The 24,549-nt window shown below is 68.9% G+C and carries 16 protein-coding genes; 11 read left to right on the top strand and 5 right to left on the bottom strand.

From position 1 onward, the window contains the following. Positions 1-29 precede the first annotated feature (29 nt). From acnD to BTE28158_RS10350, 3 genes are all read left to right on the top strand, one after another. Complete coding sequence (acnD, locus tag BTE28158_RS10360; RefSeq protein WP_059598932.1) at positions 30-2,624, top strand: Fe/S-dependent 2-methylisocitrate dehydratase AcnD; 2,595 nt, start codon at positions 30-32, stop codon at positions 2,622-2,624. Positions 2,625-2,650: 26 nt separating this feature from the next. Next, positions 2,651-3,841, top strand: coding sequence for a 2-methylaconitate cis-trans isomerase PrpF (gene prpF / locus BTE28158_RS10355; protein ID WP_151049294.1), 1,191 nt, complete (start codon positions 2,651-2,653; stop codon positions 3,839-3,841). A gap of 518 nt (positions 3,842-4,359) precedes the next feature. Beyond that, a complete protein-coding gene (locus BTE28158_RS10350; protein WP_151049292.1) occupies positions 4,360-5,412 on the top strand; it encodes a CaiB/BaiF CoA transferase family protein in 1,053 nt (350 codons plus the stop codon). Positions 5,413-5,686: 274 nt separating this feature from the next. Here BTE28158_RS10350 and BTE28158_RS10345 read toward each other — a convergent pair whose 3' ends face one another. After that, the gene (locus BTE28158_RS10345) at positions 5,687-6,130 is read right to left on the bottom strand and encodes a PaaI family thioesterase (protein ID WP_059467287.1); all 444 of its coding nucleotides are present in this window, start codon (positions 6,128-6,130) and stop codon (positions 5,687-5,689) included. Between the two features lie 271 nt (positions 6,131-6,401). Here BTE28158_RS10345 and BTE28158_RS10340 point away from each other — a divergent pair, with 271 nt between their 5' ends. Continuing rightward, complete coding sequence (locus BTE28158_RS10340) at positions 6,402-8,030, top strand: methyl-accepting chemotaxis protein (RefSeq protein ID WP_151049290.1); 1,629 nt, start codon at positions 6,402-6,404, stop codon at positions 8,028-8,030. Here the strand turns inward: BTE28158_RS10340 and BTE28158_RS10335 are convergent. Next, entirely contained in the window at positions 8,003-9,112 is a 1,110-nt protein-coding gene (locus tag BTE28158_RS10335; RefSeq protein ID WP_151049288.1) for an AGE family epimerase/isomerase, read from the bottom strand. The genes BTE28158_RS10340 and BTE28158_RS10335 overlap by 28 nt on opposite strands. Positions 9,113-9,217: 105 nt before the next feature. On the opposite strand from BTE28158_RS10335, the gene BTE28158_RS10330 reads away from it, so the two are divergent. From BTE28158_RS10330 to BTE28158_RS10315, 4 genes are all read left to right on the top strand, one after another. After that, on the top strand, positions 9,218-9,916 hold the full coding sequence (locus BTE28158_RS10330; RefSeq protein WP_124624448.1) for an MgtC/SapB family protein: 699 nt from the start codon (positions 9,218-9,220) through the stop codon (positions 9,914-9,916). Positions 9,917-10,020: 104 nt separating this feature from the next. Next, positions 10,021-11,466 carry a flagellar hook-length control protein FliK gene (locus tag BTE28158_RS10325; protein WP_151049286.1) on the top strand — a complete coding sequence of 482 codons (1,446 nt, stop codon included), beginning with the start codon at positions 10,021-10,023 and terminating at the stop codon, positions 11,464-11,466. A 175-nt stretch (positions 11,467-11,641) separates the two neighbouring features. Continuing rightward, positions 11,642-11,797, top strand: a complete 156-nt coding sequence (locus BTE28158_RS10320) for a hypothetical protein (protein WP_170296432.1) — start codon at positions 11,642-11,644, stop codon at positions 11,795-11,797. A 143-nt stretch (positions 11,798-11,940) separates the two neighbouring features. Then, positions 11,941-12,420, top strand: a complete 480-nt coding sequence (locus BTE28158_RS10315) for a GNAT family N-acetyltransferase (RefSeq protein WP_059598939.1) — start codon at positions 11,941-11,943, stop codon at positions 12,418-12,420. Between the two features lie 168 nt (positions 12,421-12,588). Here the strand turns inward: BTE28158_RS10315 and BTE28158_RS10310 are convergent, their stop codons facing one another. After that, positions 12,589-15,402 carry a heavy metal translocating P-type ATPase gene (locus BTE28158_RS10310; protein ID WP_174919842.1) on the bottom strand — a complete coding sequence of 938 codons (2,814 nt, stop codon included), beginning with the start codon at positions 15,400-15,402 and terminating at the stop codon, positions 12,589-12,591. A 378-nt stretch (positions 15,403-15,780) separates the two neighbouring features. Between BTE28158_RS10310 and BTE28158_RS10305 the strand changes: the two genes are divergently transcribed. Further along, the gene (locus tag BTE28158_RS10305) at positions 15,781-17,220 is read left to right on the top strand and encodes a DUF1254 domain-containing protein (RefSeq protein WP_151052380.1); all 1,440 of its coding nucleotides are present in this window, start codon (positions 15,781-15,783) and stop codon (positions 17,218-17,220) included. Positions 17,221-17,372: 152 nt separating this feature from the next. Continuing rightward, positions 17,373-21,161: a DUF748 domain-containing protein gene (locus BTE28158_RS10300; RefSeq protein ID WP_174919840.1), complete on the top strand. Its 3,789-nt coding sequence runs from the start codon at positions 17,373-17,375 to the stop codon at positions 21,159-21,161. Positions 21,162-21,230: 69 nt separating this feature from the next. Here BTE28158_RS10300 and BTE28158_RS10295 read toward each other — a convergent pair whose 3' ends face one another. Further along, on the bottom strand, positions 21,231-21,452 hold the full coding sequence (locus BTE28158_RS10295; RefSeq protein ID WP_059448952.1) for a hypothetical protein: 222 nt from the start codon (positions 21,450-21,452) through the stop codon (positions 21,231-21,233). A 289-nt stretch (positions 21,453-21,741) separates the two neighbouring features. Here BTE28158_RS10295 and BTE28158_RS10290 point away from each other — a divergent pair, with 289 nt between their 5' ends. Continuing rightward, entirely contained in the window at positions 21,742-23,418 is a 1,677-nt protein-coding gene (locus BTE28158_RS10290; RefSeq protein WP_151051823.1) for an alkaline phosphatase family protein, read from the top strand. Positions 23,419-23,497: 79 nt separating this feature from the next. On the opposite strand, the gene BTE28158_RS10285 is transcribed toward BTE28158_RS10290, so the two are convergent. Continuing rightward, the gene (locus BTE28158_RS10285) at positions 23,498-24,394 is read right to left on the bottom strand and encodes a LysR substrate-binding domain-containing protein (RefSeq protein WP_151051825.1); all 897 of its coding nucleotides are present in this window, start codon (positions 24,392-24,394) and stop codon (positions 23,498-23,500) included. Positions 24,395-24,549: the final 155 nt, after the last annotated feature.

Raw genomic sequence — 24,549 nt, 5'->3', positions numbered from 1 at the left:
ACGTCTTACCCCGATTTCCGCCCCACATCATGAATACCGCCTACCGCAAACCCCTGCCCGGCACGTCGCTGGACTTCTTCGACGCGCGTGCCGCGGTCGAAGCGATCGCCCCCGGCGCGTACGACACGCTGCCGTACACGTCGCGCGTGCTCGCCGAAAACCTCGTGCGTCGCTGCGATCCGGCAATCCTCGCCGATTCGCTGAAGCAGATCATCGAGCGCAAGCGCGAACGCGACTTCCCGTGGTTCCCGGCGCGCGTGGTGTGCCACGACATCCTCGGCCAGACGGCCCTCGTCGACCTCGCGGGCCTGCGCGACGCGATCGCCGAGCGCGGCGGCGACCCGGCGAAGGTGAACCCGGTCGTGCCCGTGCAGCTGATCGTCGACCACTCGCTCGCCGTCGAGTGCGGCGGCTTCGATCCGGACGCGTTCGCGAAGAACCGCGCGATCGAGGATCGCCGCAACGAGGATCGTTTCCACTTCATCGAATGGACCAAGCAGTCGTTCGAGAACGTCGACGTGATCCCGCCGGGCAACGGCATCATGCACCAGATCAACCTGGAGAAGATGTCGCCGGTGATCCAGGCGCAGGATGGCGTGGCGTATCCGGACACCTGCGTCGGCACCGACAGCCACACGCCGCACGTCGACGCGCTCGGCGTGATCGCGATCGGCGTGGGCGGGCTGGAGGCGGAGAACGTGATGCTCGGCCGCGCATCGTGGATGCGCCTGCCCGACATCGTCGGCGTCGAACTGACCGGCAAGCGCCAGCCCGGCATCACCGCGACCGACATCGTGCTCGCGCTGACCGAATTCCTGCGCAAGGAAAAGGTGGTCGGCGCGTACCTGGAATTCCGCGGTGCGGGCGCGGCGAGCCTCACGCTCGGCGACCGCGCGACGATCTCGAACATGGCGCCCGAATACGGCGCGACGGCCGCGATGTTCTTCATCGACGGCCAGACGACCGACTATCTGCGCCTCACCGGCCGCAGCGACGAGCAGGTCAAGCTCGTCGAGACCTACGCGAAGGCAGCGGGCCTGTGGGCCGACACGCTGAACGGCGCGCAGTACGAGCGCACGCTGACGTTCGACCTGTCGAGCGTGGTGCGCAACATGGCCGGCCCGTCGAACCCGCACAAGCGGCTGCCGACATCCGACCTCGCCGCGCGCGGCATCGCTGGCCAGTGGGAAGAGAAGCCGGGCGAGATGCCCGACGGCGCGGTGATCATCGCCGCGATCACGAGCTGCACGAACACCAGCAACCCGCGCAACGTGATCGCCGCGGCCCTGCTCGCACGCAACGCGAACGCGAAGGGCCTCACGCGCAAGCCGTGGGTGAAGAGCTCGCTCGCGCCGGGCTCGAAGGCGGTCGAGCTGTATCTGGAAGAAGCGAACCTGCTGCCGGAACTCGAGAAGCTCGGCTTCGGCATCGTCGCGTTCGCGTGCACGACCTGCAACGGGATGTCGGGCGCGCTCGATCCGAAGATCCAGCAGGAGATCGTCGATCGCGACCTGTACGCGACGGCCGTGCTGTCCGGCAACCGCAACTTCGACGGCCGCATCCATCCGTATGCGAAGCAGGCGTTTCTCGCGTCGCCGCCGCTCGTCGTCGCGTATGCCATCGCCGGCACGATTCGCTTCGACATCGAGAAGGACGCGCTCGGCCACGATCAGGACGGCAAGCCCGTCACGCTGAAGGACATCTGGCCGACCGACGAGGAGATCGACGCGATCGTCGCATCGAGCGTGAAGCCCGAGCAGTTCCGCAAGGTCTACGAACCGATGTTCGCGCGCAGCGCGGATGCGGGCGAGCGTGCGGCGCCGCTGTACGACTGGCGTCCGCAAAGCACGTACATCCGCCGTCCGCCGTACTGGGAAGGCGCGCTGGCCGGCGAGCGCACGCTCAAGGGCATGCGCCCGCTCGCGGTGCTCGGCGACAACATCACGACCGACCACCTGTCGCCGTCGAACGCGATCATGGCGAACAGCGCGGCCGGCGAATACCTCGCGAAGATGGGCCTGCCGGAAGAAGACTTCAACTCGTACGCGACGCACCGGGGAGACCACCTGACCGCACAGCGCGCGACCTTCGCGAATCCGACGCTCGTCAACGAGATGGCGGTGGTCGACGGTGTGGTGAAGAAGGGCTCGCTCGCGCGTGTGGAGCCGGAAGGCAAGGTCATGCGGATGTGGGAAGCGATCGAGACGTACATGAATCGCAAGCAGCCGCTGATCGTCGTCGCCGGCGCCGACTACGGCCAGGGCTCGTCGCGCGACTGGGCCGCGAAGGGTGTGCGGCTCGCGGGCGTCGAGGCGATCGTCGCCGAGGGCTTCGAGCGGATCCACCGCACGAACCTGATCGGGATGGGCGTGTTGCCGCTCGAGTTCAAGCCGGGCACGAATCGCGCAACGCTCGGCATCGATGGCACCGAGACCTTCGACGTGGTCGGCGCGCGCACGCCGCGCGCCGATCTCACGCTCGTGATTCACCGCAAGAACGGCGAGCGCGTCGAGGTGCCGGTGACGTGCCGGCTCGATACGGCCGAGGAGGTGTCGATCTACGACGCAGGCGGCGTGCTGCAGCGTTTCGCGCAGGACTTCCTCGAATCGTCGCAGGCTGCCTGACCGGGTCACACAGGGACAACGCAAACATGGCTCACATTCCTCAAATCAGGATTCCGGCGACGTACATCCGCGGCGGCACCAGCAAGGGCGTGTTCTTCCGGCTGCAGGATCTGCCAGACGCCGCGCAGGCGCCGGGCGCCGCACGCGACGCGCTGCTGCTGCGCGTGATCGGCAGCCCCGATCCGTACGGCAAGCAGATCGACGGGATGGGTGGCGCGACGTCGTCGACCAGCAAGACGGTGATCGTGTCGAAGAGCACGCGGCCCGGTCACGACGTCGACTACCTATTCGGGCAGGTCTCGATCGAGCGCGCGTTCGTCGACTGGACCGGCAACTGCGGCAACCTGTCGGCGGCCGTCGGCCCGTTCGCGATCAGCGGTGGCCTCGTCGATGCGTCGCGCGTGCCGCGCGACGGCATCGCGACCGTGCGTATCTGGCAGGCGAACATCGGCAAGACGATCGTCGCGCACGTACCGATCACGAACGGCGCGGTGCAGGAGACGGGCGATTTCGAGCTGGACGGCGTCACGTTTCCGGCCGCCGAAGTGCAGCTCGAGTTCATGGACCCGGCCGCCGAGGAAGAAGGCTCGGGCGGCTCGATGTTCCCGACCGGCAACCTCGTCGACGACCTCGTCGTGCCGGGCATCGGCATCCTGAAGGCGACCATGATCAACGCGGGGATTCCGACCATCTTCGTCGAGGCCGAGGCGATCGGCTATACGGGCACGGAGTTGCAGGACGCGATCAACGGCGACGCGAAGGCGCTCGAGAAGTTCGAGACGATCCGCGCGCATGGCGCGCTGCGCATGGGCCTGATCGACACGCTCGACGAGATCGCGACGCGTCAGCACACGCCCAAGGTCGCGTTCGTCGCGAAGCCGGCCGATTACGTCGCGTCGAGCGGCAAGCGCGTGAATGCGGGCGACGTCGACCTGCTGGTGCGCGCGATGTCGATGGGCAAGCTGCACCACGCGATGATGGGCACGGCGGCGGTCGCGATCGGCACGGCCGCGGCGATTCCCGGCACGCTCGTCAACCTGGCGGCGGGCGGCGGTGAACGCAACGCGGTGCGCTTCGGCCATCCATCGGGCACGCTGCGCGTCGGCGCGGAAGCCCGGCTCGAAAAGGGCGAATGGACCGTCACGAAGGCGATCATGAGCCGCAGCGCGCGTGTGCTGATGGAAGGCTGGGTGCGGGTGCCGGGGGATGCGTTCTGAGTGTGTCGCGGTTCGCGCGCGCAACCCTGCAGTGCTGAAACGGACTGATCCCTGCGAAGCGGACCTGCTGCGCAGGGATTTTTCGTTTGGCGCACGTGTGATGACGGCAATTCGCGACGCAACGCGTCGCATCGGTGACCGTGCCGGTGCGTTGAAGCGCATTGCGGTCATGATGCACGCGGTTCGCGCTGGCTTGAGTCATCGCGGATCGACCGCAACGGATGGGGCCCGCGTAGGCGCTAAGGCGCTAACGCTGGTCGACCGCGAAGCATGGGACCAGCGTAAGTGTCAAAGCACGAACGCTGGTCGACCGCGAAGCATGGGGCCCGCGTAAGCGCTAAAGCACGAACGCTGGTCGACCGCGAAGCATGGGACCCGCGTAAGTGCTGAAGCACTAACGCTGGTCGACCGCGAAGCATGGGACCCGCGTAAGCGCTGAAGCACTAACGCGGGTCGACCGCGAAGCATGGGACCCGCGTAAGCGCTAAAGCGCCAACGCGGGTCGACAGGAGAATCGTATGTCGCTTGGTGTCCCGCTTTCCGGCGTCCACATCGTCGAATTCGAAGGCCTCGGCCCCGGCCCGCTCGCGGGCTGGATGCTCGCCGGGATGGGGGCGCGCATCACGCTGATCGCGCGTCCCGCGGGCCGCACCAGCGCGCCGGACGCGCTGCAGGGCCGCGACGGCGACCTGCTGCGCGAAGGCAAGACGATCGTCGAACTCGATCTGAAGACACCGGCCGGCCGCGATGCGGCGCTCGCGCTGATCGCGCAGGCCGACGCGCTGATCGAGGGGCTGCGGCCCGGTGTGATGGAGCGCCTCGGTCTCGGCCCGGACGATTGCGCACGCGACAATCCGAAGCTCGTGTACGGACGGATGACGGGCTGGGGCCAGGACGGACCGCTCGCGACGGCCGCCGGGCACGACCTGAACTACGTCGCGCTGACGGGGCTGCTGTCGCTGTCCGCGCCGCGCGACGGCCGGCCGGGCGTGCCGCCGACCGTCGTCGGCGATGCCGGCGGCGCGCTCGGGCTCGCATTCGGGATCATCTGCGCGCTGTTCGACGTGCGCGGCGGCGGCCCGGGGCGCGTGGTCGACGGCGCGATCGTCGACATCGTGTCGATGCTCGGCTCGCTCGCGCTGTGGGCGCGCGCGAACGGGCAGCTCGATGGCACGCAGCCGAGCCTCTTCCACGATGCGCCGTTTTACGACGTGTATCGCTGCGCGGACGGCGAATGCGTGACGATCGGTGCGCTGGAGCCGCCGTTCTACGCGCTGCTGGTCGAGCGGCTCGGGTTGACCGACGTCGATCCGGCGTCGCAGTACGATCGCGCACGCTGGCCGGCGCTGAAGGCGCGTTTTGCCGACATGTTCGCGCAGCAGCCGTCCGCGCACTGGCGCGCGCTGCTCGAAGGCACCGACGTGTGTTTCGCGCCGGTGCTGAGCGTGGCCGACGCGGTCGAGCATCCGCACAATGCGGCGCGCGGGATTTACCGCACCGACGCGAGCGGTAACGTTCGGGCGCGCGTGGCGCCGCGGTTTCTGCCGTTGAAAGCGGGCACTGCGGAATAGGTCGGCCGAAGCGTCGATCCGCGGATTCGGTTCGACACGACCCGTTCAAATCCCGGCTTGCCGGGCGGATCGAGCGGAAGTGATCGTGCTGGACGTCGCAGTCGGTCGCCGTGATCGCGACGCCGTCTATCGCTGCCGCGATGAAGCGATGGAACCGGACGGTGCGCGTCGCGCGTGCCGCGGCTGGTGGTTGCGATGTCGCATCACAGGCACGGGGCGCGATCGTCAGGACGACGCCGGCAGGTAATCCGATGGCCTTTGCGTCCGGGACCATTCACGCCGTTTCCTCCGGCGCATCCGGCATCTTGCCGTCGCCGACGCGATTGATCGTGCCTTGCGCGATCGCGACGAGCCGCTCGTGATCGCCGTCGATGACGAACACATGGCACTGGCAGGTCGCCTGGTGCCGCCCCGCGTAGACGACCTTCGCGCGCGCGACGAGCGTGCCGTTCACGGCGGGCCGCAGGTAGTTGATCTTGTATTCGGCGGTGATGACGCGCGGGCCGAGCACGAGCGCGCCTGCGAACGTCAGCGCGTTGTCGGCGAGGTAGCCGATCACGCCGCCGTGCACGAAGCCGTGCTGCTGCCGCAGTTCTTCCCGCACGGGCAGGCACAGCGACACTTCGTTGTCGCCGATATGCATCAGCTCCGTGCCCAGCAGCATGCTGAACGGTTGCGCGCGCAATGCGCCGCGCGCGTGGTCCGTGATGTCCGTCATCGACTGCCCTCGCAATGCGTGTCCGCTTGCGCTGAACTCTAGGAAGGGGGCTGCGGATAAGCAAGGAAATTCGTCCGCATTTCGCACAATGGCCGGCGCGATGCGACGCGATTATTGCGTCGAACGCGCACATCGTTCTCGTTTGCTGGCGATTCGGCGGCAATGGCGGGGCTCGGCCGGCCGCTTCTCACCCGCATTCCTAAAGTCCGACGAAGAAATGCCGCTAATGCCGGGGCATTGCTCCATCGTCGCCTTTCCAGGAATCTCCCCCATGTTCGGAAAAATCAAGCTCGCGTCGGGTCTGCTCGGCGTGTTGACCGTGTTTTGCCTCTTTCTGTTCGCGATCGAGGCACTCGGCTTCTGGGCGCTCGCATCGACGCGCAGCGGCGTCGACGATCTGTCGAACGTCGCGATCGGGCAGGTCGACGCGGCCAGCCAGGCGACCGAGCGCCTGCTCGACGCACGCGTGAACCTGTCGCGCGCGGGCACGCGGATGGTACGCGGCGGCCCGAAGCCCGACGAGATCATCCGCCATGCCAGCGCGTCGCTCGCCGAAGCGGACAAGGCGTTCTCCGCGCTGACGGCCGCGCAGGCCGTCGACGCGACGAACCGTGCGCGCGTAGCGGCGCTCGCCGAGCGCTATCGCGCGCTGCGCGGCGCGCTGGGCGAACTCGTGCAGTTCCTCGACGCCGACAACATCCAGGCGTTCCTCGACCAGCCGACACAGGGTTTCCAGGACGCGTACCTCGCCGAGCTGCACCGCTTCGCCGACTACGGCGCCGCGTCGAGCCGCGACGCGCTCGCCACGATCGATAGCGGGATTCAGTGGTTCAAGTGGGTCGGCGTCGTGCTGCTGGCGGCGATGCTCGCGGCGAGCGCGGCGATTTACGCTGCCGCGCGGCGCGCGGTGGTCGCGCCGCTGGACGAAGCCGGCCGCCATTTCGAGCGCATCGCGCAGGGCCGGCTCGACGAAGCCGTGCGGGCAGGCGGCGTGTTCGAGATCGACCGGATGTTGCGCGGCCTTGCCGCGATGCAGGCGAGCATCGCTGACACCGTGCGCACCGTGCGTCACGCGTCCGATGCGATCCACCTCGGCGCGGGCGAGATCGCCGGCGGCAACGCGGACCTGTCCGCGCGCACGGGCACCCAGGCCGCGTCGCTCGAGCAAACCGCCGCGAGCATGGAGGAACTGACCGCGACCGTTCGCCAGAACACCGACAGCGCGCGTGCGGCCAGCGCGCTGGCCGACGCGGCGCTCGACGCGACGCGTCACGGCGGCGGCGTGGTCGACAGCGTGATCGACCGGATGCGGGCCATCGCCCAAAGCTCCGGGCGCATCGCGGAGATCATCTCGGTGATCGACGGCATCGCGTTCCAGACCAACATCCTCGCGCTGAACGCGGCGGTCGAGGCCGCGCGGGCCGGCGAGCAGGGGCGCGGCTTCGCGGTGGTCGCGGGCGAAGTGCGCTCGCTCGCGCAGCGCAGCGCGCAATCGGCGAAGGAGATCAAGGCGCTGATCGAGGAGTCGGTCACGCAGATCGACGGCGGCTCGGAACTCGTCGAACGGGCGGGCGACGCGATGCGGACGGTATCGGCGTCGATCACGCGGGTCGTGCAGACCATGTCGGAGATCACGGCCGCGTCGGTCGAGCAGAGCGTCGGCATCGAGCAGGTCAATCAGGCGGTCACGCAGATGGACCAGTTGACGCAGCAGAACGCGGCGCTGGTGGAGGAAGTCGCGGCGGCGGCCGCGTCGCTGAACGACCAGACCGCGCACCTGATGCAGGCGGTGTCGGTGTTCGAACTGGGCGACGCGCGCGCGGCTCGCGGTCTTCGCGACGAGCGCGCGTCGTCGTCGTTTGCCGACGCCGGTTACGAAACGGCGGGCAGCGCCGCGTAAGCTGTCGCGAGGTGGTAGGGCGTCGTCGACGGCATGTCGGCGCGCGACACCTGCCCGTCGGCCGTCTTGCACTCGAACCAGCCGCGCGGATGCAGGAAGCGGGCGGCGAAGCGCTCGATCTGCTGCGCGAGCGGCGCGGAGGCCGGCGTGCCGCCGTGCATGGCGAGCGCGCGCAGGTATTCGGTCTGCGCCCAGATCCGTTGCGTGCCGTCGATGCATGCGCCTTGCGCGTCGACTGCCGCACACACGGCGCCCGTGCGCGGATCGATCCCGTGCTGCTCGGCGAATGCGAACGCGCGCGCGAGTGCGTCGGGGAGCCCGGTTTGCGCGAGACGCGCGCCGGCCGCATCGACCAGATAGAACCATTCGAACTGATGGCCGGGCTCGAAGCGGTTGTCGGTTGCCCCGAGCGGCAATTCGGCGATGCAGCCGGTCGCCGTATCGACGAACGTGCGCTCGACGGCCTGCGCGGTGCGCAGGAGCGCATCGTCGAACGCCGCATCGCCGAATGCATCGGCGGCCGCAAGCCATGCTTCGGTCAAGTGCATCAACGGGTTCTGCAGCGCGCCGCTGCCCGATGACGAGAAATCGGCGTGACGCGCGGCGTCGAGCAGCGCGTCGCCCGGCTGCGGCGCGAAGCGGTCCTGGATCAGCGCGGCGGTGTCCTCGGCGACCGTGCGCGCCGCGGTGTCGCCCGACGCCGCATGCCATGCGGCGCACGCGAACACGACGAACGCATGCGTATAAAGGTCCTTGGTCGTGTCGAGCGGCGCGCCTTGTGCATCGACGCTGTAGAACCAGCCGCCGTGGCGCGGGTCGCGGAAGCGGCTGCACAGCGAGTCGAACAGCGTGGCCGCGTGCGCGGTGTGGCCGGCCTGCGCGAACACGAACAGTTGTCGCGCGCATGCCATTGCGCGATAACGGGTGACGGGCAGCGGTGCATGGGTGGCCGGATCGACGGCCTCGAACGGAAGCCGCAGCGTCTGGTCGAACCCTGAACCCTGCCAGATCGGCAGGATGACGTGCGCAAAATGGTCGCGCAATCGGGCGGCCTGGGCGGAAGCGGAATCGGGAACGGACATGGCGGGTTGAGCGCTTGGATCGAATTGAGTCGGCGCGGAGCGGCGCGGCCGGGGCCAAGGATAAACCATTCCGCGCGGCCGTCCTCAAAACAGGAGAGAAATCGGATGCTCGGCAACCTGGAACTCGTGATGCGGCTGGTTCTCGCGGCCGCGCTCGGCAGTGTCATCGGCTTCGAGCGGGAGCGCCTTTCGTGGGCGGCCGGCCTGCGCACGCACATGCTGGTCTGTGTCGGCTCGACGCTCATCATGATCGTGTCGGCGTTCGGTTTCGCCGATGTGCTGGGCAGCAGCGACCACATCGTGCTCGATCCGTCGCGGATCGCCGCGCAGGTGGTGTCGGGCATCGGTTTCCTCGGCGCGGGTTCGATCCTGCTGCGCGGCGAGATCGTGCGCGGGCTGACGACCGCCGCGAGCCTGTGGTCGGTCGCCGCGATCGGCCTCGCGGTGGGCGGCGGACTGTACGTCGCGTCGATTTCCGCGACGATCATCATCCTGATCATCCTGGCCGGCATCAAGCCGCTCGAGCGGCGCTACTTCACGGTGCGGCAACGGCGTCAGCTCGCGCTGACGGTGGTGGGCGGCGCGCTGACGTTCGATTCGCTGCACGCGGCCCTCGGCCCCGACAGCGCGCGCGTGAAGCAATTCATCGTGCAGCGCGCCGACGACACGGGCGAGCACGACGAGGTGCGCATCGCGCTCGGGCGCGTGTCGGATCTCGAATACCGCGCGATCTGCGACAAGCTGCGCGGGCTGTCGTGCGTCACGCGATTCGAGGAAGGCAACGGGTTGTCGGGCGACGAATAGACGGCATCCGATCGGCCGGATCGGCGATCGGTCATGCGACAATGGCCGGTCACTGATTCCGTTCGACATCCGGTTCCGCGTTCGCGGGCCTGTAATCCGACTCCATGACCGAATCCGTTTCCCTGCCTCGCTCCCGTTCCCGCTCCGACCGCTCGTCGGCCCGTTCGCGTCCGCGTTCCATCGCGACCGCGGCAGACACCGCCGCCAGGGCAACCGCGCGCTCCGGCAACGCGACGGGCGGCGATGCGCCGCGGGACGAACGCACGCTCGACCTGTTCGGCGATCCGGTGCTCGAGCCGGCTGCGCGCGGGCCGGTGGCCTCGCACGATGACGGGGCGGCGGGTGCCGAGACGGTGGCCGCCGTCGCGGACGGCGATGACGCCGGTCGGCAGGCGACGCTGGCTGGGTTCGGTACGTCGGGCGCCGACGGCGGGGCGGTCGAGCCGGCGCCTGACGTTGCGAAAACGACGGAGTCTGCGCCGACGCGTGCAAACGGCGATGTGGCCGATGCCGATGTCGTGCGCGCGTCCGCTGCCGATGCCGATGCCGATGCCGATGCCGATGCCGATGCAACGAAGCTCGGCGCGGCGCGGCTGTCCGATGGTAGCGCCGCGACTGCAGCCGGCGAGCCGGCAACCGACGGCAGCCAGGTGAAGACCGGCAGTGTGGCGGAAGCCGGCGACACGGCCGGAACGCGCGCCGATCGTTCGACGGCGAATGCAGGGGCGGCGGAAGGTGCGGTCGATGCGGTCATCGGCGACCGACCGGCGAAAGCGGGCGGTGAGCCCGAAGGTGCCGCCGTGCCGGCCACACGCGACGAAGCAGCGCGGACGCCCGGCGAGCCCACGAAGGGGCGTCGCGCAGCTTCCGGTGGCAAGCGCCGTGTGGCCGCAGGCGCACGCGAAGCGGCAGCGGCGCGCGGCGCGCCGGAAGCGGTGGCCGTCGACGCGCAGTCGGAAGTGACCTCGGCGCAGCATCCTGCGCCATCAAGCGAGCCGTCGGCGACCGCCGAACCGGCGCAGCCCACGATTACCGCAGTTGCCGCGAGTGCCCGTGACGCCGCGCGGGCAGCCGCAGCGCCGGTCTCGCCATTCGTGCAGCCCGTTGCGTCCGCGGCGTCGTTCGTGACGAAGCCGTCGGCGGATCGTGCGCAACCTGCCACGTCGAGCGCGTCGGCTATCGACCCCGACACGCAACTGCGCCCGCTGTCGGATCGGCTCGCCGCGCTGCAGGCCGAGACGGCCGGCATGAAGCAGGCGGCCGATCGCGAGATGCGGCGCGTCAACCGGCTGCTGCTGGCGCTGACGGTCGTCGTGTTCGCGGGGCTCGTCGCGCTGATGCTGCAAACGCGGCAGATCGCGCACCTGAAACAGGAAGTTGACGCCCGGCAGCAGCGGATCGACCGGCTGGCTGCCGACCTGTCGACGCAGCAGGCAACGCTGATGACGCTCGCGGAACACCACGAAGCGATGCTGTCGCAGGTCGACCGGCTGCAGCGCAATGCGAACCGCGAGGCGGCGGCCGCGAAGCGTGTGCGTCGAGCGCATTAAATCGTCCGACCCTATCTGCAAACCCCGGCACGACAAGGCGCGTCGGGGCGGACCGTCGATCGGCGGTGGCGCGGGTGCGGCAAACTGATGCGGTGAGCTGGCGGAGTTAAGGGAAAACCCTTAGAATGGCATCCATCTACGGGAAAACCCTAGATCCATCTGTCAGGAGTCTCACATGAGCTTCATTCTTGCCCTGCTGCAAAAGATCGACGACCTGTTCGTCTCCCCGCACCTGCCGCTCGACGCGGAATATTCGTACGCTGCGCGTCACGCCGAAGCCGAGCGCGTGCGTCGTGCGAGCCTCGTGCCGATCGTCCTGTACCGTCGCTGATTCGCTGATTCGCTGATTCGCTGATTCGCTGATTCAGCGCGGCGCTCGCCGCCACTGCCTGCCCGTTTTCCACCGCCGCATCGCGCGCCGGTGCGATCGTCCCGCTACACTGGAAGTCCGACTTCCCTCGCGACCCCCGGGCCATGCTGCAGATGCGGCCGATGACGGCCGGTGAATTCCACGCATACCGCACGCGCGCCATCGACGGCTACGCGCGCGATCTCGTGTCATCCGGGCAGAACGCGACCGACGACGCGGCGAACCGCGCCCGCGCCTGCTTCGATACGCTGCTGCCCGACGGCCTGCTCACCTCCGGCCAGACGCTCGTCCAGCTGATCGACGCCGCCAGCGGCGACACGGTCGGCGACCTCTGGTACGCGATCGTGCCCGAAGGGCCGAACCGTACGCTGTTCATCTACGATCTCGACATCGTCCCGACCCGGCGCCGCCAGGGCTGGGCCATGCGCGCGCTCGATGCACTGGAGGCCGAGGCGCGCCGTCATGGCGTCACCGAAATCGGGCTGTCGGTGTTCAATCACAACACGGCTGCTCGTGCGCTGTATCGGGCGTGCGGCTTCGTGCCGATCACGACGACGCTGATCAAGCCGGTCGTCCAGAGCTGAGGCCAGTGCGCACGCGTCGGTGACGCGCGCTGCCGTTTTCCCGGCCTTCTTCCGGTGATCTGTCCCGACGCAGCGCATGCAATGTGCGCCCCGCCGGTCGGCAAGCCATTTCCAATACGACAAGCGCCGGACCTCCGTCGGATGACCCGTCGCCCGTCGTGGCCCGCATCAGCGTGCGCGGCCTTTCCATCTCCTCAGCAGCAGCGCGTTCGTCACGACGCTGACGCTGGAGAACGCCATCGCCGCACCCGCGATCACCGGATTCAGCCAGCCGAGCGCCGCGAGCGGCACGCCGATCAGGTTGTAGACGAACGCCCAGAACAGGTTCTGCTGGATCTTCCGATACGTCCGCTTCGAGATGTCGATCGCATCGGCGACGAGCGCCGGGTCGCCGCGCATCAGCGTGATGCCGGCCGTATGCATCGCGACGTCGGTGCCGGTCGCCATCGCGATGCCGACGTCGGCCGCGGCGAGCGCGGGTGCATCGTTGATCCCGTCGCCGACCATCGCGACGATTCCGCCGTGCGTGCGCTTCAGTTCGGCCACCACGCGCGCCTTGTCGTCGGGCAGCACCTGCGCATGCACTTCGCCGATCCCGAGTGCCGCCGCGACGGCGGCCGCGCTGCCGCGGTTGTCGCCCGTGACGAGTACGCTCGCGACGCCACGCGCCGACAGTGCCGCGACCGCCTCGCGCGCGCCCGGCTTCACGGTGTCGCCGAATGCGATCAGCGCGAGCAGCGCGCGCGGCGCGTCGGCACGCATCAGCCACGAAATCGTATTGCCCGCGCGCTCGAGTTCCGCGGCACGCGCGTCGAGTGCGGGCGGCACGACGATGCCGAGTTCGTCGCGCCAGCGGCTGCTGCCGAGTGCGAGAAGCTGACCGCCAACGCGCGCCTCGACGCCGCGTCCGGCCACCGCGCGCGCATCGGCCGCGACGACCTCGGCCGAACCCGCGCCGCCGCCGCGGGCCACGACGTCCGCATCGTGCGCGGCGACGACGGCGCGAGCGAGCGGGTGGTCGCTTTGCCGCTGGACCGCGGCCGCGAGAGCGAGCGCTTGCTCACGTGGGATGTCGACGGCCTCGAATGCCGTCACGGACGGTTTGCCTTCGGTCAGCGTGCCGGTCTTGTCGAACGCGATCACCGTGGTGCGCTGCGCGAGTTCGAGCGCCTCGGCGTCCTTGATCAGGACGCCATGGCGGGCCGCCACGCCGGTGCCCGCCATGATCGCGGCGGGCGTCGCGAGGCCGAGCGCGCACGGGCACGCGATGACGAGCACCGCGACCGCGTTGAGGATCGCTGTTTCGATGCCGGCGCCGGCGATCAGCCAGCCGACCAGCGTCAGCACGGCGATGCCGAGGATCGTCGGCACGAACACTTCGCTGACACGATCGACGAGCCGCTGGATCGGCGCCTTTTCCGCCTGCGCGGATTCGACGAGGCGGATGATGCGCGCGAGCGTCGTCTCCGCGCCGATCGCGGTGGTTTCCACGACGAGCGCGCCTTCGCCGTTGATCGAGCCGGCCGTGACCGGATCGCCGTCGTCCTTCGGCACCGGCAGGCTTTCGCCGGTGATCAGCGATTCGTCGACGTGCGAGCGGCCCGACACGATCCGGCCGTCGACGGGCACACGCTCGCCCGGACGGATGCTGACGGTCGTGCCGACGCGCACCTGCGCCAGCGGCACGTCGCGTTCGACGCCGTGCTCGACGACGCGCGCGCGGTCGGGACGCAGCGCGTTCAGCGCGCGGATCGCCTCGGTCGTCTGGCGTTTCGCGCGCGCTTCGAGCCATTTGCCGAAGCGCACCAGCGTGATGATGACGGCCGATGCCTCGAAATACAGATGGCCGGGGTGCGCGGGGTCGCGCAGCAGCATCCACAGGCTCAGGCCGAACGCGGCCGACGTGCCGAGCGCGACGAGCAGGTCCATGTTGCCGGTGCGTGCCTTCACCGCATGCCAGGCGGCGCGGTAGAAGCGTGCGCCGAAGCCGAACTGGACGATCGACGCGAGCACGAGCTGCAGCCAGCCGGGCAGCATCGCGTCGATGCCGAACGGCGCGACGAGCATCGGCACGACGAGCGGCACGCTCAGCACGGCCGAGCCGATCACGAGATTGCGTTCGCGGATGGCTTCGCGGCGCTTGCGGGCGTCGGGGGCTTGTGCGGGTTCGCCGGCGCGGGCGTCGGCGTCGGTCGAGGCGCTCGGGTCCGGCGCAGCGGCGAGCGACGCCCGATAACCGGCCGTCGTGACCGCTGCGATCAGCGTGGTGGCGTCGAGCGCGCCGGTGCCATGCACCGACGCGCGTTCGGTCGCGAGATTGACCGACGCGCGCGTGACGCCAGGCACGGCGGCCAGCGCCTTTTCGACGCGGCCGGCGCAGGATGCGCACGTCATGCCGCCGATGTCGAGTTCGAGATCGCGGGAAGCGGTCGGCGGCGGCGCGGCGACCCATGTCGCGTCGTAGCCGGCTTGCCGCACGGCTTCGGCCAGTTGCGACGCGGAAACGTCCGGTGCCGCGTCGATGGTCGCGCGCTCGGTGGCGAGGTTGACGGACGCGCGCGTGACGCCGGGCACCTTCGCCAGCGCCTTTTCGACGCGCGACACGCACGACGCGCAGGTCATGCCGTCGATGTCGAGTTCGATGCTGGCCGCGGGCGCGGGCAGTGCCGTCGCCGCCGTTGCGGGCCGGGCGTTCGCGTGCGTCGCGTGCTCGACGTGCGCGGACGCAACGGCTTCGACCGCCGCTTCGCGCACGGCCGCGCGATAGCCGGCGGCATCGACCGCGGCGATGAGCTGCGCAGGCTCGACCGTGTCCTGCGCGGTCACCGTCGCCGCATGCGCGTCGAGATCGACCGCGGCATCGACGACGCCCGGCACGGTGGCCAGCGCACGCTGCACGCGGCCCGTGCAGCCGCCGCAATGCATGCCGTCGATGGTCAGTTCGATCGTTTGCATGTCGGCGGAGGCGAGTGATTCAGTCATGTTGGATTCCCCAAAAGCGCGGTTCGTGCCGCGACTGACTCCAGTATCAACATTCCCATGATGGGAAGGTCAAGGGGGGCGATGCAATACGGGATCGTGCCGACGGCGACCCATTCTCGCCCGTCATGCTGCCCTGCGCAGGCGTCGGGCGGCTCCGGACGAGGGCCGGATCAATGGAAGTCCTGGCTGACGACAGCCCGGCTACCGCTGCACCCGATATTCGGCATATTGGGGGATGCCCTTAGGCGCTATGATACCGGCCTGACATCAGCGCCCGCCCGGCGAAGCGGCGACCGGGCACGCTGGGGTGCCTTGCTTTCGCCGATCGTGAGTCGAACAAGGCGTTGACTGACAAGAACGATATTCGGCCAATAATCAATGATTGAAAACCTACGAGAATCAATTTCTCTGCGTCGCGCTGCAGGCGCGTCGCTGGCCCTGGCGGCGCTGCTGTCCGGATGCGCGTCGCAACCGGACGCGATCCAGCGGAAAACCGGCTGGATGCGCGCCGAAGTGGCCGACTCCTACATATACGCGTATCCGCTCGTGCTGATGGACGTCGCGAAGGAAGCCGCGACGGGCGGCGACAGCGCGCAGCCGGGCCAGGCGCCGCTCAACACGCTGCGTCACGCGCAGGCGCTGCCGCCCGTCGGCGCGCTCAACCCGCCGCTGCCGGGCGTCGACACGCTTGACTCGACCGGCTGGCTCGACGTCGGTGCCGAGCCGGTGATCGTGACGCTGCCGGATACCCGCGGCCGCTACTGGGATGCCCGCGCGCTCGACATGTGGACGAACGTGCTGTGGTCGTCGTCGAGCGTGGCGGCGCGTGGCGCTCGCGGCGCCGCGCGATCGCAAACGATTGCCTTCGCCGCGAAGGACTGGCAGGGCACCCTGCCGAAGGGCGCATTGCGTATCGACGTGCCGTCGGCCAACGCGTGGCTCGAAGTGCGGCTGCAGACGAGCGGCGGGCGCGACCTCACGAATGTGAAGAAACTGCAGCGGGCGATCCGCGTGGTGCCGCTGTCCGTCTATACGGGCAGCACGCGTGGCGCGTCGGTCGCGGTCCATGCGGGCAGCGCGCCGCTGGAAGCGGCGAGCGGCGGCACGCCGGCCGAGCAGGTGGCCGCGCTCGACCCGAAGGCGTTCTTCACGCGCTTCGCGCAGGCGCTGCAAGACAACCCGGCACCGGCCGACGACGCGCACGCGAACGAATTGCTCGGCGACATCGGCGTGAGGGCCGGCTATCCGGTGCTGTGGACGGGCGATCGCCTGAGCGCCGCGACGGCCGGCGTCGCCGAGGCGCGCGCGCGGCTCGCGACGCCGCCGTCGAACCTGCTGAGCGCGAACGGCTGGAGCTGGATCGGCGACACGGCCGGCAAGTACGGCCAGGACTACGCGCTGCGCGCGTACGCGGCCTACACGCAGTTCGGCACCGCGACGCGCGACGACGAGACGCTCGCGCTCGTGCGCGTCGACAGCGACGGCCACTCGCTGAACGGCGCAAACCGCTACGTGCTGCATTTCGCGCCGGGCGCGCTGCCGCCGGTGCGCGGGTTCTGGACGCTCACGCCGTACGCGACGAACGGCGCGCTGCCCGACGTCGGCTCGGCGCGCCGCTCGCTCGGCGACCGCGACCGCTTGCGCCGCAACCACGACGGCTCGATCGACGTGGTCGTGTCGGCGTCGCCTGGCGGCACGCATGCGGCCAACTGGCTGCCGGCGCCGCGCGCCGATTTCGCGCTCGCGCTGCGACTCTACGCACCGAAGCCGCAGGCGAGCGACGGCTCGTGGATGCCGCCCGTCGTCGTCCGAAAATGAACCGATGGGCGCCGCCACTGTCCGATGCGCGGGCGCGGCGGCCTCGCCCGAACGTCGTTCCGTCACCACCTGAGCCTATACTTTCGGGATAGCGTGCGCGGCCGTGCCGGTTTTCCGGCGCGGCCCGGCATCCATTCCCGAGGCATCCAAGCATGTCAAGCGCAGACAAAGAAACCGTATCCTCGACCCTTCATGCCCTCGGCGGCGTGGCACGCTCGCGCCGGACCCGGCGCATCGGCCTCGGCGTGCTGATCTTCCTCGTTTTATTCGGACTGCTCGGATTCTTCGCGGCGCCGCCGCTGATTCGTCACATTGCTGAACAGCAACTGAGCCAGCAGCTCGGCCGGCCGTCCACCATCCGGCGCATCGCGCTGAACCCTTACACGCTGAACCTCGAAGCCGACGGCGTGCACGTCGGCGAGCGCGGCGGCCAGGGCGACTTCATCGACATCGGCAAGCTCGTCGTGCGGCCGTCGTGGTCGTCGCTGTTCCGCGGCGCGCCGATCGTCAACGAAGTGCGCGTCGACTCGCCGCGCTTCCATGTCGTCCGATACGACGCGCAGCGCTTCAACTTCACCGATCTGATCGAGAAGTTCTCGACGCCGTCCAAACCCGAAAGCAAGCCGACCCATTTCTCGGTATCGAACATTCAGGTCAACGACGGGCGGATCGACTTCGACGACCGCCTGCTGAACGAAAAGCACGTGGTCGACAACTGGACGCTCGGCATTCCGTTCATCGCGACGCTGCCATCGAAGACCGACATCTTCGTGCAGCCGAAGCTGCGCGCGCGATTCGACGGCAGCCCGATCGCGATCGACGGCAAGACGAAGCCGTTCGCGCTGTCGCGTGAGTCGGAAGTCGCGCTGAAGTTCGACCGGCTCGACGTGCCGAAGCTGATTTCGTACGCGCCGGCGAAGCTGCCGGTGATCGTCACGAGCGGCCTGCTGAGCAGCGACCTCACGCTGAATTTCGTGATGAGCGGCGACACGCCGTCGCTGCGCGTGTCGGGCACCGTGGATCTCAACGACGCGAAGGTGACCGACCGCGCGTCGGCGCCGCTGTTCGCCGCGCGCGGCGTGCACGTCGCGGCCGCCGGCCTCGAGCCGCTGCGCAACGTGCTGCATTTCGACGAGATCCGGCTCGACCAGCCGGTCGTCGACCTGGCGCGCGACAAGCAGGGCCTGCTGAACGTCGAGAAGCTGGCCGGCCCGCCGGCCGCCGCGCCGAAGGCCGACGCGGGCAAGCCGGCCGCATCGGGCGCCGCCGCATCGACTGCCGCCGTCGCCGCCGCCAACGCCGCGAGCGGCGCGAAGGTCGAAGCCGCCGCGAAGGAAGCGCCGCCGCTCGACCTGACGATCCGTCATTTCGCGATCGACGGCGGCACGATCAACGTCGACGACCGCGTGCCCGCGACGCCGACCGCGATGTCGCTGACGAAGCTCGCCGCGACGCTCGACGGCTTCACGCTGCAGGGCAAGACGCCCGCGAAATACACGCTGTCGACGTCGCTGTCGCGCGGCGGCGACGTGAAGGCCGAAGGCGCGTTCAGCCTGGCGGCGAAGCAGGCCGACACGAAGCTGACGGTCGACGCGCTCGCGTTGCCGGCGCTGCAGCCGTATCTCGGCGAGGCGACCCGTGCGCGCGTGCTCGACGGCACGCTCGGCGCGAGCGTCAACGCGAAGGCCGACTGGGGCAAGACGCCGCTCGACGCGCAGGTCGCCGACAGCACGGTGAGCCTGAAGTCGCTCAAGCTCGCGACGCCGGACGCGAAGGCGCCCGCGATCGTGCTGCCCGACGCGAGCGCGAAGATCGCGAAGGTCGACGTCGCCGCGCGCACGGCGGAAATCGCGAGCGTCGATGCGACCGGGCTCGCGCTCGACGTGAAGCGCCTGAAGGACGGCAAGATCGACCTGGCTGCGCTGGCCGAACCCGCGCAGAAGGCGGTGCCCAAGCGCACGGTCGCGCGCAAGGCCGAGGCGGCCGCGCCGTCGTGGCATTACCGGATCGACGCGCTCAACGTGAAGGAGTCGTCCGCGAACTTCACGGACCTGTCGACGCCGCGCCCGGTGAAGCTCGCGATCAAGCCGCTCGACCTGTCGGTGCAGAAGATCAGCGATGACATGACGAAGCCGCTGCCGGTTCAGCTGAAGGCGACGCTGAACCGCAAGGGCTCGGTGAACGTGTCGGGCGATGTGACCGCGCAGCCGCTGAAGCTCGGCCTGAAGATCAACGGCAACCGCCTCGACGCGGCTGCGTTCGAGCCGTACTTCGGCAGCGCGCTGAACGCGACCATCGCGAGCGCGCTGCTCAACGCGCAGGGCAACCTGACGTTCGCGCAGGTGAAGGACGTGCCGCGCGCGACCTATCGCGGCGATGTCGCGCTGGTCGACGTGCGGATGCTCGACAAGGCGACGTCCGACCCGTTCGCGGGCTGGCGCTCGCTCGCGCTGTCGAACCTGAAGGTGAACTACGACGAGAGGGGCACCGACGTCGACGCCGCGCGCGTGACCTTCTCGAACTTCTACGGCCGCGTGCTGCTCGATGCGCAGGGGCGGCTGAACCTGAAGGACGTCGTCGCGAAGGAGACGGGCCCCGCGCAGTCGCTCACGCGCGACGCGAGCAAGAACGAACCTGTGCCGCTGTCACCGGGCATGACGCCGCCGGCCGCGGCCGTGCAGCAGGCGTCCGCGCCGGCCGCCGCATCGGCGACGGTCGCCGTGAAGGCCCCGCCGCCGCCGCAGAATCCGGTGCGCATGCATTTCGGCCAGCTCGTGCTGCAGAACGGCCGCGTGACCTACACCGACAACTTCATCAAGCCGAACTACACGGCGAACCTGGTCGCGATCAAGGGGACGGTCGGCGCGTTCGGCACGGACTCGACGACGTCCGCGCCGGTCGACGTCGCCGCGAATCTCGCGGGCAACGGGCCGATCTCGATCAAGGGCTCGGTGAACCCGCTGATCGACAAGCCGGCGCTGGACCTCACGGCGACCGCGCATGACATCGAGCTGACCAACCTGACGCCGTACTCGGCGAAGTACGCCGGCTACCCGATCACGAAGGGCAAGCTCAACGTCGACCTGCATTACGAGCTCGCGAACGACCAGTTGAAGGCGAACAACCACATCTTCATCGACCAGCTCACGTTCGGCGATCACGTCGAGAACGACACGGCGACGAAGCTGCCCGTGAAGCTCGCGATCTCGCTCCTGAAGAACACGCGCGGCGAGATCGACGTGAACCTGCCGGTGTCGGGCTCGCTGTCGAATCCGGAGTTCAGCGTCGGCGGGCTGATCTGGCGCGCGGTGCTGAACCTGATCGCGAAGGCCGTGACGTCGCCGTTCACGCTGCTCGCGAACGCGTTTGGCGGCAGCGGCGGCGAGGATCTCGGGTACGTCGAGTTCGCGCCGGGCTCGTACGCGCTGACCGACGCGCAGCAGAAGAAGCTCGACACCGTCGTGAAGATGCTGACCGAGAAGCCGTCGATCCGGCTGGACCTGATCGGCCGCGTCGATCCGGCGAAGGACACGCCGGGGCTGCGCGACGCGTACGTCGAGCGGCTGGTGCGTCAGCAGAAGCTGAAGGACGTGGTCGGCCAGGGCGAGAGCATCGATCCGATGTCGGTGAAGGTCGAACCGGCCGAGTACACCAAGTACCTGACGCGTGCATACAAGGCCGCCGACTTCAAGAAGCCGCGCAACCTGATCGGCCTGCAGAAGACGCTGCCCGATGCGGACATGAAGAAGGCGCTCGCCGATCACGCGCCGGCCGACGACAACGCGCTGCGCGCGCTCGCGCAGCAGCGCGCGCAGGCCGTGCGCCAGTACCTCGACGGCAAGATCGATTCGAGCCGCATGTTCGTCGTGGCGCCGAAGCTCGATGCGAAGGGCATCGAGGACAAGGGCGCGACGACCCGCGTCGACTTCGGCCTGCAGTAAGCCGCGTCACGCCATCATCCGCCGCCGCCGCGCCCGACCGGCAATCGGGCGCGGCGGCGCGCCTTCCTTTCAGCGCTCGGCGATCGCCGGTTCGCGCTTGTCCAGTTCCTTCCTCGCGGCCAGCGGCAGGCGGGCATCGTCCCACTGCGTCAGCCACTCGACCTCCTTCGCGGTAAACACTTGTCCGTAGTTGCGCAGCGCGTATTGCAGCGCGTCGACGACGTGGTGGCGAATGATTTCGGGGGTACGTGCATCGTCCAGCACGAACCGGAGAGCTTCCAGGGTCGACATACTCGTGCTCCGGGTCAGGGAAAACCCTTTATCACACGCCAATAGTCATGCGCCAAGTGCGAAAAAAATGCCGCGGCGGGCGATGGCGCGCACGATGCACCGGCCCGGTGCGCACGTCGCGGCGTGCGCCCGCTCGCCTTGCTTTGCGACGGCGTCGTGTCATTTGCGATTGGTTACGTTTGACAGAAAACAGAAAGCCCCGCTTCATCGGAGCGCCGCACGATCCGGCCATATTCTGCTCGCCTGTTGGCAGGTCACGCAGTTCAACGTCAATCGATGAGGTGGGGTGATGATGTCTTTTCTTGGTAAGCAGCGGAAGGTGGCGGCGATGCTGGCGGGCGCGCTGGCGCTCGCAAGCGCGGGTGTCTACGCGGCGCAGCAGGACGGCGACGGTCAGGGTAATGACGCCGGCCGCGGCCGGCGCGTCGTGAAGCACGTGCTGCTGATCAGCGTCGACGGCCTGCACGAACAGGACCTCGCGCGCTGCATCGGCGCGAACACGTGTCCGAACATCGCGGTGCTCGCGCAAAACGGCGTCACGTACGCGAACGCCTATACACCGGGCCTGTCGGATTCGTTCCCGGGCCTCGCGGCGCTCGTGACGGGCGGCTCGCCGAAGACGGCCGGCCTGTTCTACGACGTGTCGTACGACCGCAACCTGTATGCGCCGAGCGACACGACCTGCTCGGGCAAGCAGGGCTGGAACGTCGTGTTCGACGAGACGACCGGCATCGATGCCTTCAATGGCGGCGCGCTCGTGCACCTCGACGGCGGCGGCGCGTTCAACCCGCAGGCGATCCCGCATGCGAAGGTCAATGGCCAGTGCGTGCCCGTCTATCCGCACAACTATGTGAAGACCAACACGGTGTTCGAGGCCGTCAAGGCCGGCGTGCCGAACGCGTACACCGCGTGGGCCGACAAGCACGCGTGGGGCTACGACTGGCTGAACGGCCCGTCGGGCACCGGCGTCGACGATCTGATGCGTACCGAGATCAACTCGATCGACCCGGCGACGAACACCGACTACACGGACGTCTATTCACACACCGCGCGCTTCGACAACCTGCACGTGCAGGCGCTGGTCAACCAGATCGACGGCCGCGACTCGACCGGCACGAAGAACGCGCCGGTGCCGACGCTGTTCGGCGCCAACTTCCAGACGCTCAGCGTCGCGCAGAAGGCGCCGGTCGCGAAGGGCGGCGGCTATCTCGACGCGAACTTCACGCCGAACGGCCAGGTCGCGAACGCGATCACGTACGTCGACAACTCGATCGGCCGCATCGTCAACGAGTTGAAGCAGCGCAACCTGTACACGTCGACGGCGGTGATCGTCACGGCGAAGCACGGCCAGTCGCCGACTGATCACACCAAGCTCGTGAAGAATGGCGACACGCTGACGAAGCTGCTCGAAGCGAACAACTATCTCGACCCGAACGGCAACTTCGGCCAGAACAACACGACGACGGGCAACCTGAACGACGGCTCGGGCCTGGTCGGCACGGGCTTCGTGCAGACCGACGACGTCGGCCTGATCTGGCTGCGCGACCGCGGCCAGCGCACGGCCGTGGTGCAGACGCTGAAGGCGAACCTCGGCTGCAACGCGCCCGGGATCTGCGCGGACGGCTCGCAGGCGTACATCCTGTACGGCGCGGCGCTGGCCGAACGATTCGGCGATCCGGCCAACGGCCGCACGCCGGACATCGTCGTGCAGCCGAATCCGGGCGTGATCTACACGTCGAGCACGAAGAAGGACGAGGAGCACGGCGGCAATGCGCCGGACGACAGCCACCTTGGCCTGCTCGTGTCGTATCCGGGGCTTCACCGCGCGCGCATCGTGAGCGATCTCGTCGGCACGAAGCAGGTCGCGCCGACGATCCTCGGGCTGCTCGGCGCCGATCCGAAGCTGCTGCACGCGGTCGTGGCCGAGAACACGCACGTGCTGCCGGGGCTCGGCATCGACCACTGACGCAACGTGAGGGGCGGTTCGGCGACGTGCTACGGGCGCCGCCGTGCCGTCCAGGCGCGCCCGGCCTTGGCGGGCGCGCTCATCGGTCCGCGCATTCGTCGAGCATCCATTCCCTGAAGCGCCGCAACGCGGCGCTCGTCTCCAGGCGCTCCGGCGCGTAGCACAGGTAGTGCCCTTGCGCGTCGACGTCGACGGGCGCGTCGAACGGTTCGACGAGCGCACCGCTCGCGAGCGTGTCAGCGATCAGGAAGCGCGGCACGAGCGCGAGCCCGAGCCCGGCTTGCGCGGCCTGGATCAGCACCGAATACTGTTCGAAGCGCGGCCCCGCGAGCGCGTTCATCCCGGCGACGCGGTGGCGCTCCGCCCAGAGGGACCACGCGATGTCCGCCTGCTCGTGCACGAGCCGCGGCGCGGCGGCCGTGTCGCCGGGCGTGCGCAGCGCATGTCGCGCCGCGAATTCGCGGGAACAGACCGGCACGAAGGTGCGACCGTCCAGGTAATCGCATCGGACGCCTTCCCATGCGCCGTCGCCATAGCGTATTGCTGCGTCGAGTCCGAACGGAAACATGTCGCCGTGCGCGAGATGGCGGCGAAAACTCAGCGTGACCTCCGGCGCGCCGGCCAGAAAGCGCGCGAGGCGCGGCACCAGCCACTTCGTCGTGAAGGTCGGCACGCTTGCGATCGTCAGCAGGTCGCTGTCCTCGCGCGCGCTCAGCAATTCGATCGATGCGTTGCCGATCTCGCGCAGCGGGCCGATCACGCGCGCGTGATAAAGCTGCCCGGCGCGCGTGAGCGCGAGATTGCGCCCCTCGCGCACGAATAGCTTCACGCCGAACAGCGTCTCGAGATTCGCGATCTGCCGGCTGACCGCGCTCGGCGTCAGGCCGAGCTCGCGCGCCGCATACGAGAAGTTCAGGTACTTCACGGAACTCGCGAACGCGTGCAGCTCCGCGACGTTGGGAAACAGGTGCTTCACGGCGAACTATTCCTTGCGCGCACAGATCGATGCGGGCGTTGTACGTTTTTTTCATGACGATGCCATGTCGGATCCGCACACTGCGTCCGTCATGACAACGCGTTCCGGCCGGGCCCGGCGGGCGTTGCATGACCCGTTCCGTGTCCGTCAGCGAG

The organism is Burkholderia diffusa (genome assembly GCF_902499115.1).
GTDB lineage: Bacteria > Pseudomonadota > Gammaproteobacteria > Burkholderiales > Burkholderiaceae > Burkholderia > Burkholderia diffusa.
This window is presented reverse-complemented; position numbering and strand designations above follow the sequence as displayed.

Bases quoted from the DNA above. Each gene is read 5' to 3' on its own strand.
- BTE28158_RS10310 (WP_174919842.1), bottom strand. From the start codon at position 15,402: ATGACTGAATCACTCGCCTCCGCCGACATGCAAACGATCGAACTGACC.
- BTE28158_RS10290 (WP_151051823.1), top strand. From the start codon at position 21,742: ATGATGTCTTTTCTTGGTAAGCAGCGGAAGGTGGCGGCGATGCTGGCG.
- BTE28158_RS10300 (WP_174919840.1), top strand. From the start codon at position 17,373: ATGTCAAGCGCAGACAAAGAAACCGTATCCTCGACCCTTCATGCCCTC.
- BTE28158_RS10345 (WP_059467287.1), bottom strand. From the start codon at position 6,130: ATGACGGACATCACGGACCACGCGCGCGGCGCATTGCGCGCGCAACCG.
- BTE28158_RS10350 (WP_151049292.1), top strand. From the start codon at position 4,360: ATGTCGCTTGGTGTCCCGCTTTCCGGCGTCCACATCGTCGAATTCGAA.
- BTE28158_RS10330 (WP_124624448.1), top strand. From the start codon at position 9,218: ATGCTCGGCAACCTGGAACTCGTGATGCGGCTGGTTCTCGCGGCCGCG.
- BTE28158_RS10335 (WP_151049288.1), bottom strand. From the start codon at position 9,112: ATGTCCGTTCCCGATTCCGCTTCCGCCCAGGCCGCCCGATTGCGCGAC.
- BTE28158_RS10305 (WP_151052380.1), top strand. From the start codon at position 15,781: ATGATTGAAAACCTACGAGAATCAATTTCTCTGCGTCGCGCTGCAGGC.
- BTE28158_RS10325 (WP_151049286.1), top strand. From the start codon at position 10,021: ATGACCGAATCCGTTTCCCTGCCTCGCTCCCGTTCCCGCTCCGACCGC.
- prpF (WP_151049294.1), top strand. From the start codon at position 2,651: ATGGCTCACATTCCTCAAATCAGGATTCCGGCGACGTACATCCGCGGC.
- BTE28158_RS10315 (WP_059598939.1), top strand. From the start codon at position 11,941: ATGCTGCAGATGCGGCCGATGACGGCCGGTGAATTCCACGCATACCGC.
- acnD (WP_059598932.1), top strand. From the start codon at position 30: ATGAATACCGCCTACCGCAAACCCCTGCCCGGCACGTCGCTGGACTTC.
- BTE28158_RS10320 (WP_170296432.1), top strand. From the start codon at position 11,642: ATGAGCTTCATTCTTGCCCTGCTGCAAAAGATCGACGACCTGTTCGTC.
- BTE28158_RS10295 (WP_059448952.1), bottom strand. From the start codon at position 21,452: ATGTCGACCCTGGAAGCTCTCCGGTTCGTGCTGGACGATGCACGTACC.
- BTE28158_RS10340 (WP_151049290.1), top strand. From the start codon at position 6,402: ATGTTCGGAAAAATCAAGCTCGCGTCGGGTCTGCTCGGCGTGTTGACC.